Genomic DNA, 17337 nt, shown 5'->3' on the forward strand with positions numbered 1-17337 from the left:
TTGTGTGGCTTATTTTTCCAGGTCGTCCAGGTAGCGCTCGGCATCCAGTGCCGCCATGCAACCAAAGCCCGCCGATGTAACAGCCTGGCGGTAGACGTGATCGCTGACGTCGCCGGCGGCGAATACACCCGCAACGCTGGTGGCTGTTGCATTGCCGTCAAGGCCTGAACGGATTCGCAAGTAGCCGTCACGCATGTCCAGCTGACCTTCAAAAATGTCGGTGTTGGGCTTGTGACCAATGGCAACGAAGACGCCGGCCAGTTCGATCTCCTGGGTGCTGTCGTCTTTCGTGCTGCGCACGCGCATACCGGTTACGCCGGTTTGATCACCAAGAACTTCGTCCAGGGTGTGATCCCAGATAATCTTGATGTTGCCGTTCTTGGCGCGCTCGAACAGCTTGTCCTGCAGAATTTTTTCAGAACGCAGGGTGTCGCGGCGGTGTACCAATGTTACTTCAGCAGCGATGTTGGACAGATAGAGCGCTTCTTCAACGGCCGTGTTGCCTCCGCCGATAACAGCGACTTTCTGACCACGGTAGAAAAAGCCATCGCAGGTTGCGCAGGCTGAAACCCCCTTGCCCATGAACGCTTCTTCGGATTCAAGGCCGAGGTACTGGGCGGATGCGCCCGTGGCGATGATCAGTGCGTCGCAGGTGTAGGTGCCCATGTCGCCCTTAAGGCGAAACGGGCGGTTGCGCAGGTCGGTTTCATTGATGTGGTCGAACAGAATTTCAGTATTGAAACGCTCGGCGTGAGCCTGCATGCGCTGCATCAGCTCTGGGCCTTGCACACCTTCGGCATCGCCGGGCCAGTTATCGACATCGGTGGTGGTGGTCAGCTGACCGCCGGCCTGCATGCCGGTAATGATCACCGGGTTAAGGTTTGCCCTGGCGGCATAAACGGCCGCAGTGTATCCGGCAGGGCCGGAACCAAGAATAATAAGGCGGTGGTGTTTGACTTCGCTCATGTTAGATCCGTGTCGATGTTTAATTGGCTGTGCTGTGCTGTGCTGTGCTGCGCGCGTGGCGTCTGTCTGGGCTGATCATGTGCCGGCCGTGATGCGGCGCTTCAAATAATAAAGCGCGGGGAAGGCCGGTCAGCATGCCAGTCACAGATCGGTATTTACCTGGCTGGCCCCTAAGATGAGGGCGGCGGAGCCTAAATTCAATCCCGTGTCTGATATGCGGCCGCAGGGCAATGGTGTGCGGGCGTTTGTTCAGCCGGCTGTCAGAATTGCCCTGTATAGTCTATGGCATTGAAGCTGGAAACCGGGAACTGCAGTTGGTTTGAGCATTTGGCAACCATATGTGCTGCATCGCGGCTAACTATCGCTTATTCATGTCTTTGCATCAATAGCGAGTCAACCCAAACCGCCAATTGTGGTATGTTGTTGGCCTGAAAAATCGGGCTAGATTAAGGGCTTGTTGTTTGAGTGAACAGAATTTGAAAGCATCTCTGTCTTTTACGGAACTGTTGCTGCGTATTGCCAAGGAATCGGCGCTGATGTTGGTGCTGGGTCTCTGCCTTTATCTGATGATTGCGGTGCTGGGGTATGACAGCCGTGATCCCGGCTGGTCTCATCTGGGCTATCAGCCTGAAGTCAGGAACCTCGCCGGTACAGCCGGGGCCTGGGTTGCGGACTGGCTGTTATCCTTTGTGGGCATTGGCGCCTGGCTGGTGCCGGTCTTGCTCGCTTACCCGTCGCTGCGCTTTCTGATGCGCCGCAAAGTCAGCTTGATTGCGGGTGTACCCTACCTGATTCTGCGCGCCACGGGTGGACTGGTGTTCGTCGCCGGGCTTTGTGCGCTGGCCTCGCTGCATTTGTCCAACAGTCTGTTTGAATACCCCTTTACGTCGGGCGGCCTGATTGGCCAGGCACTGTCTGACTGGATCGTTTCCTGGTTCAGTGTGCTGGGCGGCTCTGTCGTGCTATGGACGCTGATGCTGGTCGGATTGACGTGTTATGTCGAAGTCTCGGTTGGACAGGCCCTGGAGTGGGTTGGCGGTACGCTCCTGGCGGCGTTTGCCCGGGTACGATCACTGGGTAATGTGCGTTTGCGCCGCTCAGCGCAGCCTGAGGTAAAGCGCCCGCAAACGGCCAGGCCCGTTGCTGCAGCACCAGGTTACAGCAGCAGCGTGTCCAGTGCGCGCGTACGCACCGAATCTGCGCTTGAAAATGCGCCCGAGAATGAAGCGCAGGCGCCGTTGTTTTTAACACCGGAGCTTGCGGATGACGAGGGCATTGGTGCGGCACCTGACGTCCATGATACTGCAGTCGCCAAACCGGCAGGGAAGCCTGCCCGGGTAGAACCCAGTTTTTCATTTGAGCAGGACTCGACGCCGGTTGCCCGGCCGCAGGAATCTGCACGCAATGACATGCGTACCGCTGATGTGCCTTTTGTAGCGCCAGCAGCACCATCCGGGCCTGTTGCTGTATCGGAGTTGCTGGATCACACGGCGGGTCGTCTGGTGGAACAGGGCGATACAGCTGCTCCCACGGTGCAGGATGCCGCGCGCAAAGGTGTGCGCATTGTGCCCCTGGCTGAAGCTCACAAGCCGATGCAGGACAGTGACCTGGGGCTCGATCACAATACGTCCCACAGCGGTGCGCGCCGGCCGCGCCAGCAAGTGCCCTCGCTGGATCTGCTGGATCCGCCTGAGCTGCACCAGGAGCAGGGTTATACCGACGATCAGCTGGAAATGATGTCGCGCCTGCTGGAAGACAAGCTGAAGGATTTTGGTGTGGTTGCAGAGGTCGTTGAAGTCAACCCGGGCCCCGTCATCACCCGTTTCGAGCTGCAGCCCGCGCCCGGTGTCAAGGCCAGCAAGATTACCAATCTGGCGAAGGATTTGGCCCGCTCCATGGCGGTGCTCAGCGTGCGTGTGGTCGAGGTTATTCCGGGCAAGTCGGTGGTGGGCATCGAGATACCCAATGAATCCCGCCAGACCGTGCGTCTGAGTGAAGTACTGAATTCCAAACCTTACCGCGAGGCTTCATCGAAGCTGACCCTTGGGCTGGGGAACGATATCGCCGGCAATCCGGTGGTGGTTAATCTGGCCAAGATGCCCCACCTGCTGGTAGCCGGTACCACGGGCTCGGGCAAGTCGGTGGGCGTCAATGCCATGCTGCTCAGTCTGCTGTTCAAGGCGACGCCCGATGAAGTCCGTCTCATGATGGTGGATCCAAAGATGCTGGAACTGAGCATCTATGAGGGCATTCCCCACCTGTTGACGCCGGTCATTACGGACATGAAAGAGGCCGCGGGCGGTCTGCGCTGGTGTGTGGCCGAGATGGAACGGCGTTACCGCCTGATGGCCAAGATGGGGGTGCGTAACCTGGCGGGCTTTAACGAAAAGCTGCTTAACGCGCGAGAACAGGGACAACCGATAAAGGATCCGCTGTGGAACCCGGAGCAGGAAGGCCTGCCGTTCGACACGCCGGCGCCGGAGCTCGATACCCTGCCGTACATCGTGGTGGTGATCGACGAGTTTGCTGACATGATGATGATCGTCGGCAAAAAGGTTGAGGAGCTGATTGCGCGTATTGCCCAGAAGGCGAGGGCGGCGGGTATTCATCTTATCCTGGCAACACAGCGCCCCTCGGTGGACGTTATTACCGGCCTGATCAAGGCCAACGTGCCGACGCGCATCGCCTTCCAGGTGTCCTCCAAGATTGACTCGCGCACCATCCTGGATCAGTCGGGCGCTGAAAACCTGCTGGGCAACGGCGATATGCTCTATCTTCCGGCGGGTGTCAGCGTGCCCAACCGTGTACACGGTGCTTTTGTCAGTGACGACGAGGTACATCGTATCGTTGAGGCCTGGAAACTGTATGGCGCGCCCGAGTATATCGATGACATTCTGTCCGACCCCTCTGAAGCGGGCGCACCTTCTGCCGGTCTGTTCGATGACGAGCAGGATGCGCTGTACGATGAAGCCGTGGCCTTTGTACTTGAAAGCCGCAAGGCGTCAATATCAAGTGTTCAGCGCAAGCTGAAAATCGGCTATAACCGCGCCGCCAGGATGATTGAAACCATGGAAGCTGCCGGGGTCGTGACGCCGGCAGGCAGTAACGGTCAGCGTGAAGTTCTCGCGCCGCCGCCACCGAGAGATTGATTATGAAACAGTTAGTTGCTGTCGGTTTTGCAGGTCTTTTATCATTATTTTCTGCGCCGCTCTGGGCATTGGAAGCCGATGCCCGGCTGCAACAGATGCTGCAGGGCTACGAGACGTTCAGTTCCGAGTTCGAGCAGTATTCGGTGTCCGACAATGGTCAGCGTACCGAGTCGACCAATGGCACCCTGGTGCTGCGCAAGCCCAACCTGTTTCGCTGGACCAGTGAGGAGCCGTTCCCCCAGGTGATCGTTAACGACGGCACTTATCTGTGGATATACGACCCCGATCTGCTGCAGGTCACGCGCAAGCCCTTCGATGCCAATGGCAACAGTGCACCGGCGCTGATCCTGAATGGACAGATCGATCGTCTGGGGGATGATTTCAGTATTACGCTGCTGCACGAGTCGGGCAGCGAAACGCTGTTTGAGCTGCTGCCACGGGATGATGAAAGCACCTTCACCCGCATTCGTCTGCTGTTTGTCGATGAGCAGATTGGGCAGCTGATGCTGGAAGACTCGCTGGGGCAGCGCACCACCATTGCGTTTCACAACCAGCAGCAGAACCCGTCACTGAGTGCTGACCTGTTCAGTTTTGACGTGCCCGCGGGGGCCGATCTGATCGTCGATCCGGGTGCCTGATGGACGATCTGTTTGCTGACGATACGCCGGGTTACGAACCGCTGGCGGCGCGTATTCGCCCCCGCAATCTTGATGAGTACGCCGGTCAGCAGCATCTGCTGGCACCCGGCAAGCCACTGCGCCTGGCGCTGGAGCAGGGCGTTGCGCATTCGATGATCTTCTGGGGGCCGCCGGGTGTCGGGAAAACGACCCTGGCCCGCCTGATGGCCCGGCAGATCGATGCGCATTTCATTACCCTCTCCGCCGTTTTGTCGGGCGTTAAGGATATTCGGGCGGCGATAGACGAGGCGCGGGCCTACAAGGCTCAGTCGGGGCGCAAGAGCATCCTGTTTGTTGACGAGGTACACCGTTTTAACAAGTCCCAGCAGGATGCCTTTCTACCCTACATCGAAGACGGAACAGTCATTTTTGTCGGTGCGACCACCGAAAACCCCTCGTTTGAACTCAATAACGCACTGCTGTCCCGTGCCCGTGTTTATCTGCTGCGCAGCCTCGAGACGGCAGACCTGCTGAGCCTGCTGCACCACGCGTTAAAAGACAGCGAACGCGGCCTGGGCAAGCGGCGGCTCGATGTTGCCAGGGGCGTGCTGGAGCAGATAGCCGTGGCCGCAGATGGTGATGCGAGGCGGGCATTGAACCTGCTGGAAATCGCCACCGACCTGGCCCAGCCTGACGGCGATGTTGAACGCATCGATGAGTCGGTGATGGTGGAAGTGCTCGGTGCCGGCGGACGGCGTTTCGACAAGCAGGGCGACCTGTTTTACGACATGATTTCGGCGTTTCACAAATCCGTGCGCGGCTCGTCCCCCGACGGAGCGCTGTACTGGTATTGTCGTATGCTCGATGGGGGCTGTGATCCGCTGTACGTCGCGCGCCGACTGGTGGCCATCGCCTCTGAAGATATCGGTAATGCCGATCCCAGGGCCATGCAGGTGGCGCTGTCTGCCTGGGATGCCTTTGAGCGGGTTGGACCTTCTGAGGGAGAAAGGGCGATCGCTCAGGCGGCGATTTATTGCGCCTGTGCTCCCAAGAGCAATGCGGTGTACCGTGCCTTCAATCAGTGTCGTGCTGACGTCGCCGCCGATGCCAGTCTTGAGGTGCCGGCGCATTTGCGCAATGCGCCGACCAAATTGATGCAGGAGCTGGGCTACGGCGAAGAGTACCGTTATGCCCACGACGAAGAGGGAGCCTATGCCGCAGGTGAGGTCTACCTGCCGGAGGCGATTGCTCAACGGCGCTATTACGAGCCAAGCCGGCGCGGTCTGGAACAGAAAATTGCCGATAAGCTGGATCACCTGGCGAATCTCGATGCGCGCAGTGCGCGGCGTCGTTACGGGACTGAATAGTGCCAGCGATGTGCGCTGTAATGGCTTTGACGTGATTTGAATTAAATGCCCGTGATGATAAAGGATGATTCATGCTGCATCTTATAGCGGTTGCCATTGGCGGATCCCTGGGTGCCCTGGGGCGTTACTGGGTCAGCGGGCTGCTCAATAATGCCCAGGGCCGGCTTCCTCTCGGCACCCTGGCATGCAATGTGGGTGGTTCGCTGCTCATGGGTGTCCTGTTTGTGCTGGTGCTTGAAAAGGCACGCCTGAGCCCCGAGCTGCGACCCTTGCTGATGGTTGGCTTCCTCGGTGCCTTCACCACCTTCTCGACCTTCGCGCTGGAATCGGTGGTGATGCTGCAGGAGGGGCATGTCATGTCCGCTTTAATCTATGTATCATTGAGCGTTATTCTATGCCTTGCCGCGCTGTATGTCGGCATGTCGCTAACCCGCCTGCTGTGATCTGAAAGGTGCTTTGAGAACCCATGCTAGACCCAAAATACGTCCGCTCCAATCCAGAAGAAGTCGCACAACTGTTGAAGAAAAAGGGCTTCGATTTTCCTGTCGAACGCTTCAGCGAACTGGAACAGCAGCGCAAGGAAGTGCAGGTCCTGACCGAGAACCTGCAAAGTGAACGTAACAGCCGCTCCAAGCAGATTGGCAAGGCCATGGCGGCCAAGGAAGATGTCGCGCCGCTGAAAGCCGAAGTCAAGGCGCTGGGTGAGCAGCTGGATGCCGCCAAGGTCACGCTGGCCGAACTGCAGCAGGCACTGGATGACCTGCTGCTGGGCGTTCCCAACCTGCCGCACGAAAGCGTGCCCGAAGGCGAGACCGAAGACGATAACGTCGAGGTGCGTCGCTGGGGCCAGCCGCGCAACTTCGACTTTACGCCCAAGGACCATATTGACCTGGGCGAGCAGCATGGCGAGCTGGACTTTGAGGCCGCCGCCAAGCTTACCGGTGCCCGTTTTGCCGTCATGAAGGGCAAGATCGCCCGCATGCACCGCGCGCTGATTCAGCTGATGCTGGATACGCACACCGCTGAACATGGCTACACGGAAGTCTATGTGCCTTTCATGGTCAATGCGGACTCTCTCTACGGCACCGGTCAGCTGCCCAAGTTCGAGGCGGACCTGTTCAAGGTGCCGTTTGGCGAGCGTGACTACTACCTGATTCCGACCTCCGAAGTGCCGGTTACCAACCTGGTACGGGATGAGATCGTACCGGCCGAGCAGATGCCATTGCGCTTTACCTGCCATACGCCCTGTTTCCGCTCTGAAGCGGGCGCGTCGGGCAAGGATACCCGTGGCCTGATCCGTCAGCACCAGTTCGAGAAGGTCGAGCTGTTGCAGCTGGTTGAGCCTGCAAAGTCCTGGGACGCGCTGGAAGAACTCACCGGCCACGCCGAGAAGATCCTTCAGCTGCTGAACCTGCCGTATCGGGTTATTACTCTGTGTGGCGGCGATCTGGGCTTTGGTGCCGCTAAGACCTATGACATTGAAGTCTGGGTGCCGGGGCAGGACAAGTACCGTGAAATTTCGTCCTGCTCGAACATGCTGGATTTCCAGGCGCGGCGCATGAAGGCGCGCTGGCGCAACCCGGAAACCGGCAAACCTGAACTGCTGCACAGCCTCAACGGTTCGGGTCTGGCCGTGGGCCGCACCCTGCTGGCAGTGCTGGAAAACTACCAGCGTGCCGATGGCAGCATCGAAGTCCCTGAAGTTCTGCGCCCCTACATGGGCGGCGTGACCGAACTCTAAACGTTCGCCAGGGAACCGCACCACGACCGGCCTGGCCGGTCGTGGCGTGCTATTGCAAGGTAACCTGTTCGTGCCTGCTCTCGTATGTACCTGCCGTTGTGCATTTCCCGTCTGAAGTGTTTTTGAAGAGCCCCCTATGAAACAGCGCTATGACATTCTGATCGTTGGCGGCGGCATGGTCGGTGCGACCCTGGCCTGTGCGCTTGGTAACAGCCCGCTGTCGGTTGCTCTGATCGAGCATGACTTTGCGGCGCCGTTCGAACCCGAGCAGCCCTATGATCTGCGTGTGTCGGCCCTGAGTGCGGCGTCGCGCAGCATTTTGCAGACACTGGGTGTCTGGGAGGGGATCAGCAGCCGGCGTCTGTGTCCGTATCGACGCATGAAGGTATGGGAGGCGGATGAAACCCGCGCGGCAACTGAATTCAACGCCGACGAGATTGGTTGCAGCGAGCTTGGACACATCGTTGAAAACCGGATAGTGCAGTTGGCACTGCTGGAGCGGCTGCGCAGTTTCGCCAATGTCGATCTTATCTGCCCGGCGCGCACCGAACAGATCGAATATGCGCCCGGCAGCAGTCTGGTGCGCCTCACGGATGGGCGTGAAGTGCTGGGGCGTCTGTTGGTGGCGGCTGACGGTGGCCAGTCCCGTGTCCGCCAGGCAGCGGGTCTGGGCGTTACCCAATGGGACTATGACCAGCATGCCCTGGTGGCCAGCGTGCAGACCGGTTATGGACAGCAGGACATCACCTGGCAGCAGTTCACTCCCACAGGTCCGCTGGCCTTTCTGCCGCTGGGTGGCAACCATGCATCGCTGGTCTGGTATGACAGGCCCGATACGATCAAGGCGCTCATGGCACTGGATGATGAGGCTTTTCTGCAGCAGGTGCAGCAGACCTTCCCTGACTGCCTTGGGCAAATTGACGCGGTTTTTGCGCGCGGTTCATTTCCGCTCAGGCGTCAGCATGCCCAGCAATATGTCGCAGAGGGGGTGGCGCTTGTCGGGGATGCGGCCCACATGATTCATCCGCTGGCCGGGCAGGGCGTGAATATCGGCTTGCTTGATGCGGCCGCCCTGGCAGAAGTGATTACACAGGCCCATGATGCGGGGGAGCCGTTTGAGGCGGTTGAGGTGTTGGCGCGCTATGAACGTGCTCGGCGCCAGCATAACCTGATGATGATGCAGATCATGGATTCGTTCTATCGTGTCTTTAGCAACAGCAATCTGCCGTTAAAACTGTTGCGTAACGTGGGGCTTGGTCTGGCCGAAAGGCTGGGGCCTGCCAAGCGCAAGGCGATACGGCTGGCGATGGGCCTTGACGGCGACCTGCCGGCACTGGCACGTGGCGAGCCCATTATCCACGATAGATAATTTCGCGACTGCCAGCGCCACATTGTCTATCCGGTGCCCGCAGGATAACGCCTGATAGCTTGAGCTTCGCCGTTCCTGCGCATTCATGCGCTCACGGCGTAACTACCATGGACGGTGGGATTCCTGAAAACGCAGGACGCAGTTTTCAGGGACCGTTCATCCTGAACATTACCGTTCTTGCGCATCCCTGCGTCCACGGTATACCGCCATGGACTGTGGGAATCCTGAAAACGCAGGACGCAGTTTTAGGGACCGTTCATCCTGAACATTACCGTTCTTGCGCATCCCTGCGCCCACGGTATACCGTTCATCCTGAACATAAATCCTGCTCTGGCACATCCTGTCCCGCAGGATAGCGCTTGATCGTTTGAGTTTCGCCGTTCCTGCGCATCCATGCGCTCACGGCGTACCGTTCATCCTGAACATAAAAAAAAGGGCTACCCGAGGGTAGCCCTGAAAAGGTCCGGCTGGGCCGGACCCGAGTGGTTGGGGACGTGGATCCCCAGAGAACATAATTACGCGGCGCTGGTAGCAGCAGGAGCGGCTTTGCGCGGCGCGGCCTTGGCAGGCGCTTTCTTTTCAGCTTCTTCAGTAACAACCGGAGCGGCAGTGAAGGCGCTCAGATCAGCAAACTTGCTGAAATCGGCGAATTTGCTGAAATCGGTGAATTTGCTGAAGTCAGCGAACTGGCCCATGTCGAACTTGCTGAAATCGGTGAAGTAGGTAGCCGGCATTTCGGACAGTTCAGAAATGCTTTTCTCTACGATTTCACTCACCTGGTCCTTGGCTTCGGACAGGGCAGCAATTTCTTTTTCAGCAACGTCGGTCAGCTTGGATTCAACAGTCTTGAAGAACTGAACCTGCAGTTCTACGACAGACTTGGGCTCCTTCACTGTCGTCAGGGCTGTCATCTGAGCGATGCTGCTGTTGAACAGGTCAGTGACGCAGGCAGACTGCAGGGCGAACAGTTTCTCAGCCGCTTTCTTGTTGATTTCGGTGATATCAACAACAGGCTGCATCTTGTCTTTAAGGTCTTTCATCACGTCGTTGTACATATTCTTTACCTCAATGTGAGATTGGCGGCGGTCACTGGAATCAAATTTGTGCGTTGCAGCAATTGAGATCAAATATAGTGCGGCTGTGTCGGTATGTCAATCCAAAATGCTGCGCTGCACAAAATATTTTTTGAGCGTCTTACACGTGCTGATGTCCCTGTGGCCGAGACTGTAATGCCGGTTTTACGGGGTGCCCCTTCCATGCAGAACGCAGATGCGAACAACGCGGCGGCGGACGTTGAAAACCGTTGCCTGGCACGGAACATCGGTGTCAATCTAGCACTCCAATGCAACAGTTTTTTGAAACCGCGCGCAGAGCCTATAGAATGGGTGTTTGCATTTTTTCATCAAGGTCGCAGTGACGGCCACGGACAGGTTGAGGCACATCGCTTTCATGCAGACAAAGAACTGTCATTCCAGCTTTCGTTTTCTCCGCAGTGAAGTTATCGAGTCATTGAACATTGAAATGGCGGAGTATGAGCATCAGCAAACCGGCGCGCGGCATTACCACATAGCGGCCGACAACGAAGAAAACGTATTCCTGGTGGCGTTTCGTACCGTGCCGATGGACTCCACCGGTGTGGCCCACATGCTCGAGCACACGGCGCTGTGTGGCAGCAAGCGTTACCCGGTGCGCGATCCGTTCTTCATGATGACGCGACGCTCGCTCAACACCTTCATGAATGCGTTTACCAGCTCCGACTGGACCGCCTATCCGTTCGCCAGCCAGAACCGCAAGGATTACTTCAACCTGCTGGATGTCTATCTGGATGCGACCTTCTTTTCGCGGCTTGATCCGCTGGACTTCGCCCAGGAAGGTCATCGCATGGAGTTCAGCGAAATCGGCAATCCGGATTCGCCGCTGGTCTACAAGGGCGTGGTACTCAATGAAATGAAAGGGGCCATGAGCTCCGCCGTCTCGACACTGTACCAGACGCTCGGCAAGCACCTGTTCCCGACCACCACCTACCACTACAACAGTGGTGGCGATCCGGAATGCATAACCGACCTCAGCTATGACGAGCTGCTGGAGTTTTACCGTACCCACTATCATCCGAGCAACGCCGTTTTCATGACGTTTGGCAATATCCCGGCGCAAGAGCTGCAGTCACGCTTTGATGCCCAGGCGCTGGCCCAGTTCGAACGGCTGGACAGCCATATTCGGGTAACAGACGAAAAACGCTTGTACGCGCCCATCCGTGTCGAGGAAGCCTACGCACTGGACGAAGAAGACCTTAGCGGCAAGACCCATCATGTGCTGGGCTGGTTGCTGGGGCATTCGATTGACCTCGAAGCGCAGCTGCGGGCTCACCTGCTGTCCCGTGTTCTGCTCGATAACAGCGCCTCGCCATTACGCCATGCGCTGGAATCCAGTGAGCTGGGGAGTGCGCCGTCGCCGTTGTGCGGGCTGGAAGACTCCAACCGTCAAATGAGCTTCATGTGCGGCCTCGAGGGCAGTGATCCGCAGCATGCCGAGGCGTTTGAAAAGCTGGTGCTCGACACCCTGAATACGGTGGCTGAAAACGGAGTGCCGCAGGAAATGCTCGAGGCACAGCTGCACCAGCTGGAGTTGTCGCAGCGTGAATTGAGCGGTGATGGTTACCCGTACGGGCTGAACCTGATCATGTCCTCCATCTCGGCGGGCATCCACAATGGTGACCCGATCGCCGTGCTGAACCTGGACCCGGTGCTGGAAAAGCTGCGCGAAGATATCAAGCAGCCGGACTTCATTCAGACAATGGTGCGTGAGCTGTTACTCGACAATGCACACCAGGTTCGCCTGACACTGCGCCCCGACCAGCACCTGGCGAGCCGTCGTGAAGCGGCGGAAGCGGCGCAGCTTGAGGCCATACGCGTGAGTCTGAGCGACAGCGAAAAAGAGCAGCTGATTGCACAAACCGCTGCACTTGAAGCCCGCCAGATGCAGGAAGACGACGAAAGCATGCTGCCCAAGGTCGGTATCAGTGATGTGCCGGCGCAGATGAAAATTCCGCAACCCCAGGCGCAGGTGCAGCAGCCCCAGGCGCTGGTCAGTTACGCTCAGGGCACCAACGGCCTGGTGTACCAGCAGCTGATCATCGACATGCCGGTACTGGATGCGCAGGAGCGCCGTTTGTTGCCGCTGTTTACCCACTGCCTCACGGAGCTGGGCTGCGGAGAGCGTGACTACAAGCAGAACCAGCAGTACCAGTCCCAGGTATGCGGCAGCATTGGCGCCTATACCGAAGTGCGTGGTGCCGTCGATAATGAGCAGCAGGTCAGTGGGTTCCTGGTCCTGTCCGGCAAGGCACTGGCAAGCAAGCAGCAGGAGCTGGCTGATCTGATGCACGAAACACTGCAAGATGCCCGCTTCGACGAGCTTAAGCGTCTGCGTGAAATCGTGGCCCAAACCCGCACCCGCAAGGAGCAGAGCATTACCGGTCAGGGGCACTCACTGGCGATGGCCGCAGCGGTCGCCCGCATGAGCCCGTCGGCCCAGCTGGGCCATGAATCCAGCGGTCTTGAAAGCATTCGCTTTATCAAGGAGCTCGATGCATCCCTCAAGGACGACGGCGCGCTGGCACAGCTGGCGGCCCAGATGGAAGCCATCAAGCAGAAGTTCCTTCACGCGCCGCGGCGCTTTCTGCTGGTGGGAGACGCCGACCAGCTGGAGAGCATGCAGGGCCAGATTGAATCATGCTGGAAAGACGTTGCGGTACAACCTGAGTTCAGCGCTTTTGCGCTGGAGCCGGTGCGTGAATCCGTGCGCCAGCTCTGGACGACCAGCACCCAGGTGAACTTCTGTGCCAAGGCTTATCCCACGGTGCCGGTGGAGCACGAAGACGCGGCGGCGCTGACCGTGCTGGGTGACTTCCTGCGCAACGGTTATCTGCACCGCGCCATTCGTGAGAAAGGCGGCGCCTATGGCTCTGGCGCCGGGCAGGATTCGTCCAACGGGGTGTTCCGTTTCTTCTCGTACCGTGACCCGCGTCTGGCTGAAACGCTGGCGGATTTCGATGCGTCGGTCCGCTGGCTGCTCGACACGCCGCAGGATCCGCAGAAGCTTGAAGAGGCGATCCTCGGTGTGGTCAGCTCCATCGACAAGCCGGGCTCTCCTGCAGGCGAGGCCAAACAGGCCTATCACAGTGCGCTCTTTGGCCGCACACCGGAGCAGCGCCGTGACTTTCGTCAGCGCATTCTGGCCGTGACGCTGGAAGACCTCACCCGGGTGGCCGAGCGCTACCTGACCGGTGATAACGCCAGTATTGCCGTCGTGACCAATCCCGCCGGGGCTGCAAAAATGGGCGATGATTACGAGATCATCGCGATCTGATGCGCTGTGCCGTTGCAGTGGCAAGCGGCGCAGTAAGGACCATTGCGTAACAGACAGGCCCCGTACGCGGGGCCTTGTTCATTGGGCCTGTACAACCCATTAAAAGGAGAGGCATGCGCATAGCATTCACCGGCAGAAACCGGCGCAGACTGGTGTTCTGGCTCACGGGGCTCGTGCTTGCCACCGTGTTGGCCTCTTTGGCGGCAGATCGGGCACGCAACTGGACGCTGCAGACGCTGCAACGCTCGGGCACCGAAGTGCAGCTAACCCGTATTGGTGAAATTCGCAGTTGGCTCGACAGTTATGACTATCTGCCGTTTCTGTTGACACAGAACCGGGATGTACGGGCGCTGCTGCTGTACCCGAACCAGGATATGGGGGTGCGTGTCAGCCGCTATCTGGAGCAAACCAGTCTGGTGGCAGGCTCCACAGCACTGTTTATTCTTGATCGCAGCGGCCGTGCCGTGGCCTACAGCCGCTGGCGCGATCAGCACGACTTCTATTTGCGTTCCCACAGTTCACGCAACTATTTTGTTGATGCCCGTCAGGGCAACCAGGGCCGGCGGTTTGGCATTGATTCGGATCCGCAGCAACCTGCGTTTTACCTGTCGGCGCCAATCTATGACGAGCAACGCTTTATTGGCGCCGCCGTGGTGCGGCTCAGCCTGGACCTGTTGCAGGAAAGGCTGGGGGCAGGCCTGCCCTGGATGCTCAGCAGCGCTGATGGCACCGTGTTTGCGGCCTCGGAACCCGACTGGCTGCAGCAGCCCGTCACCGCATTGGCGCCCGCATCGCGTGCATATGCGCTGGACGATGGCACCCGGGTTGAGTTCTGGCCGTCACCGCAGGGCGGGGAGTCAATGGCGCAGTCGGTGACGCTGGATGACCTTGGCTGGACGCTCACCATCCTGCAGGACACGGCTGTCGCGCAACGCAACATGCGCTCCGCCATCCTGGCGGCACTGGGGGGCTGCATCGCCGTTGCGCTGCTGCTGCTGTTCTTGCGCGAGCGTCGTCTGAAGCAGCGTTCGCAACAGCAGGCGCAGCAGACGCTGGCCAGCAGCGAGCAGCAACAGCGGGATATCATCGATACCGCCCAGGTGGGGCTCATCACGGTGGATGAACGCGGCCGAATGCGGTTTCTCAACGGTACAGCGCTGCAGCAGTTCGGCCTGTCCGATGCGCAGGCACTGGATCAGCCGCTGCGCCGGCTGCTGGCGCCAACCGCGGCGCTCGACGTGCTCGAAGCCGCACTGGGGCGCCTGGGTACGCCGGGATTTGCGCCTCTGATCGGGCAGGAAGCGGTCGGGGTGCGCGGTGATGGCAGCGAGTTTCCGCTGCTCGTTTCGATCCGTGCCATGCAGGGGGCACGCAGGGCGAAGGAAGCCTCTCAATACCTGGTGACGGTGATCGATATATCGCGGCGCAAGCGGCTCGAACGGGCGCTGCAGGAAGCCAATGAAACCCTGGAAGCCAAGGTGGAAGACCGCACCCGGGAAATAAAGAGCATGCAGCAGGAGTTGCTGCAGGCCGAAAAACTGGCGGCACTCGGTCGCATGGCCAGCGCGGTGGTACATGAGCTCAATCAGCCCCTCACGGCCATGCGCACCTATGTCGCCATTTGCCGGAAAATGGTGCAGCAGCCCCTGTTGCTGAACGAAAGCCTGGATGAGGTGGATGGCCTGGTGGGCCGCATGGCGGTGATTACCAGCCAGCTGAAAACCTTTGCCTATCGCAAGCCTGAGCGCACCGAGGTGGTGTCGCTGCTGGGGGCCATCGAGCAGGCGCTGGCGCTTTTCCGCGGACGCTTTGCCGAAGAAAAGGTGCAGGTGGACTTCAGTCCCGATATCCCGGACGATCGCGTGGCCGGCGACGGTGCGCGGCTTGAGCAGGTGCTGGTGAATCTGATCAAGAACGGGTGTGACGCCATGCAGCACAGCAGTCCGCCACGCCGGCTGGCATTGCGACTGTCGGCCCAGGACGGCTGGCTGGAGTTGCAGGTGGCGGATCAGGGACCCGGCATTGCCGAGGAGGCGCTTGGCAAGTTGTTCGAGCCGTTTTTCACCACCAAGCAGATTGGCAGTGGACTGGGGCTCGGCTTGTCGATCGTGCGCAGCATTGTGCAGGATCTCGGCGGCGAGATCCGCGCCGAGAACCCGACCGCCGGTGGCGCTTGTTTCATATTGCGCCTGCCGCAGTATGCACACGCCATGGCGAATGCAGAGTGACATCTGACGGACAAGGTACAGACAGGGTGGAGAACGTGATCGATGCATGAGTTGGGTACGGTGTTGCTGGTGGACGATGAAGCCATGGTGCGCAAGGCGACCGAGCAGTGGCTGCGTTTGTCAGGCTATGAGGTGATCAGTTGCAGTGATGCCAAGAGCGCGCTTGAGTATCTGCAGCCGGGGTTTGCTGGCGTGCTCGTGACGGATGTACGCATGCCGGGCATGGATGGCACCGCACTGATGCGGGAGGCGTTATCACGGGTGCCGGGCCTGCCCGTCATGCTGGTGACAGGTCACGGTGATATCGATATGGCAACCCGTGCCATGCGCGAGGGTGCGTACGACTTTATTGAGAAGCCTTTTGCGCCCGAACGGCTGGTCGCCACCGTGCAGCGTGCCTGTGACAAGCGTCGCCTGATGCTGGAAAACGACCGCCTGCAGCATGACCTGGCTTCCCAGTCCGGTATTGATGCGCGCCTGATCGGCCTGTCACCGGCGATTGCGCGCCTGAAGCAGGACATCCTGTCGCTGGCCGCCATTGATACCAACGTGATCATTTACGGTGAAACCGGTACGGGCAAGGAGCTGGTGGCCCAGTGTCTGCACGAGTTTAGCAACCGGCGCTCGCGCAACTTTGTGCCCGTCAACTGCGGTGCGATTCCGGAATCCCTGATCGAGAGCGAGCTGTTTGGTCATGAAGCGGGGGCGTTCACCGGTGCCGTGAAAAGGCGTATCGGCAAATTCGAATATGCGGATGGTGGCACTTTCTTCTTCGATGAAATTGAAAGCATGCCGGCCCATCTGCAGATCAAGTTACTGCGTACCTTGCAGGAAGGCGTTATTGAGCGCCTGGGAGGCAACAGTTCTATCGCCGTCAACCTGCGGGTGGTCGCGGCGGCCAAGGCGGACCTGCGGGTTGAAGAGGGCTTTCGCGAGGATTTGTATTACCGCCTGAATGTCTCCCAGCTGCATATACCGGCCCTGCGAGACCGGTCGGACGATATTCCGCTGCTGTTTGAGTATTACGTCGAGCGCTGCGCGCTGCAGCATGAGCGTGAGCCGCGCGCCATGACGGAGCTGGAGCGCCGCACCCTGCAGCGTTACAGCTGGCCGGGCAACGTGCGCGAATTAAAGAATATTGCCCTGCGGTTCTCGCTTGACGCCCGGGTGCAGCTGGCCGATCTGCTGTTTCCGGCGGTAACGCCCATGCAAGGGTTGCGTGCCTCGCAGCCAGCAACACAGCTGACCTGCCAGCCACTGTCCGTGCAGGTGGGCGCCTTTGAGGCAGAGATCATACGCCAGTCTCTGGGCCGACATGGCGGTTCGATCAAGGCGGTGATGGATGAGCTGGATCTGCCACGTCGCACACTGAATCAGAAAATGACCCGCTATCGCATCAACCGCAGCGAGTTTGTGCCAGGCAGCGCCGAGGACTGAGCACCCAGCAGCCTGTTGGGCTTGGCCGGTCGTAGCGAGGGAAAGACCGATTTGAGTTAGTTTTTGGACTCTTTTGAGGCAAATAGTGGTTCTAT

At 59.1% G+C, this 17337-nt stretch carries 11 protein-coding genes and 2 pseudogenes; 11 read left to right on the forward strand and 2 right to left on the reverse strand.

Annotated features, from left to right (window positions below; translation table 11 throughout):
- Positions 1-9: 9 nt before the first annotated feature.
- Complete coding sequence (gene trxB / locus F451_RS0106160) at positions 10-966, reverse strand: thioredoxin-disulfide reductase (RefSeq protein ID WP_020680483.1); 957 nt, start codon at positions 964-966, stop codon at positions 10-12.
- 506 nt (positions 967-1472) lie between these two features.
- On the opposite strand from trxB, the pseudogene F451_RS28760 reads away from it, so the two are divergent.
- The 7 genes and pseudogenes from F451_RS28760 to F451_RS0106190 all read left to right on the forward strand — a co-directional run.
- Positions 1473-1991, forward strand: a pseudogene (locus tag F451_RS28760) (DNA translocase FtsK 4TM domain-containing protein); the annotation flags it as partial.
- Between the two features lie 636 nt (positions 1992-2627).
- Positions 2628-4115, forward strand: a pseudogene (locus F451_RS28765) (DNA translocase FtsK); the annotation flags it as partial.
- A gap of 2 nt (positions 4116-4117) precedes the next feature.
- Positions 4118-4753 carry an outer membrane lipoprotein periplasmic chaperone LolA gene (gene lolA / locus F451_RS0106170; protein ID WP_083928359.1) on the forward strand — a complete coding sequence of 212 codons (636 nt, stop codon included), beginning with the start codon at positions 4118-4120 and terminating at the stop codon, positions 4751-4753.
- Positions 4753-6099, forward strand: coding sequence for a replication-associated recombination protein A (locus tag F451_RS0106175; RefSeq protein WP_020680486.1), 1347 nt, complete (start codon positions 4753-4755; stop codon positions 6097-6099). Before lolA ends, F451_RS0106175 begins: the two co-directional genes overlap by 1 nt.
- A gap of 71 nt (positions 6100-6170) precedes the next feature.
- A complete protein-coding gene (gene crcB / locus F451_RS0106180) occupies positions 6171-6542 on the forward strand; it encodes a fluoride efflux transporter CrcB (protein WP_020680487.1) in 372 nt (123 codons plus the stop codon).
- A 23-nt stretch (positions 6543-6565) separates the two neighbouring features.
- The gene (gene serS / locus F451_RS0106185; RefSeq protein ID WP_020680488.1) at positions 6566-7840 is read left to right on the forward strand and encodes a serine--tRNA ligase; all 1275 of its coding nucleotides are present in this window, start codon (positions 6566-6568) and stop codon (positions 7838-7840) included.
- Positions 7841-7976: 136 nt separating this feature from the next.
- Entirely contained in the window at positions 7977-9209 is a 1233-nt protein-coding gene (locus tag F451_RS0106190) for a UbiH/UbiF/VisC/COQ6 family ubiquinone biosynthesis hydroxylase (RefSeq protein ID WP_020680489.1), read from the forward strand.
- A 515-nt stretch (positions 9210-9724) separates the two neighbouring features.
- Here the strand turns inward: F451_RS0106190 and F451_RS24940 are convergent.
- Entirely contained in the window at positions 9725-10264 is a 540-nt protein-coding gene (locus tag F451_RS24940) for a phasin family protein (RefSeq protein ID WP_020680490.1), read from the reverse strand.
- 201 nt (positions 10265-10465) lie between these two features.
- On the opposite strand from F451_RS24940, the gene F451_RS28060 reads away from it, so the two are divergent.
- From F451_RS28060 to F451_RS0106210, 4 genes are all read left to right on the forward strand, one after another.
- Positions 10466-10705 (forward strand): hypothetical protein, encoded by a 240-nt coding sequence (locus F451_RS28060; RefSeq protein WP_169434455.1) that lies wholly within the window; start codon positions 10466-10468, stop codon positions 10703-10705.
- Positions 10659-13577 (forward strand): insulinase family protein, encoded by a 2919-nt coding sequence (locus F451_RS0106200; RefSeq protein ID WP_040879476.1) that lies wholly within the window; start codon positions 10659-10661, stop codon positions 13575-13577. Before F451_RS28060 ends, F451_RS0106200 begins: the two co-directional genes overlap by 47 nt.
- 113 nt (positions 13578-13690) lie before the next feature.
- Positions 13691-15805, forward strand: coding sequence for a sensor histidine kinase (locus F451_RS0106205; RefSeq protein ID WP_020680492.1), 2115 nt, complete (start codon positions 13691-13693; stop codon positions 15803-15805).
- A gap of 42 nt (positions 15806-15847) precedes the next feature.
- Positions 15848-17242: a sigma-54-dependent transcriptional regulator gene (locus F451_RS0106210; RefSeq protein ID WP_020680493.1), complete on the forward strand. Its 1395-nt coding sequence runs from the start codon at positions 15848-15850 to the stop codon at positions 17240-17242.
- Positions 17243-17337 lie beyond the last annotated feature (95 nt).

This window comes from Marinobacterium rhizophilum DSM 18822, assembly GCF_000378045.1.
GTDB classification, from domain to species: Bacteria; Pseudomonadota; Gammaproteobacteria; order Pseudomonadales; family Balneatricaceae; genus Marinobacterium_A; species Marinobacterium_A rhizophilum.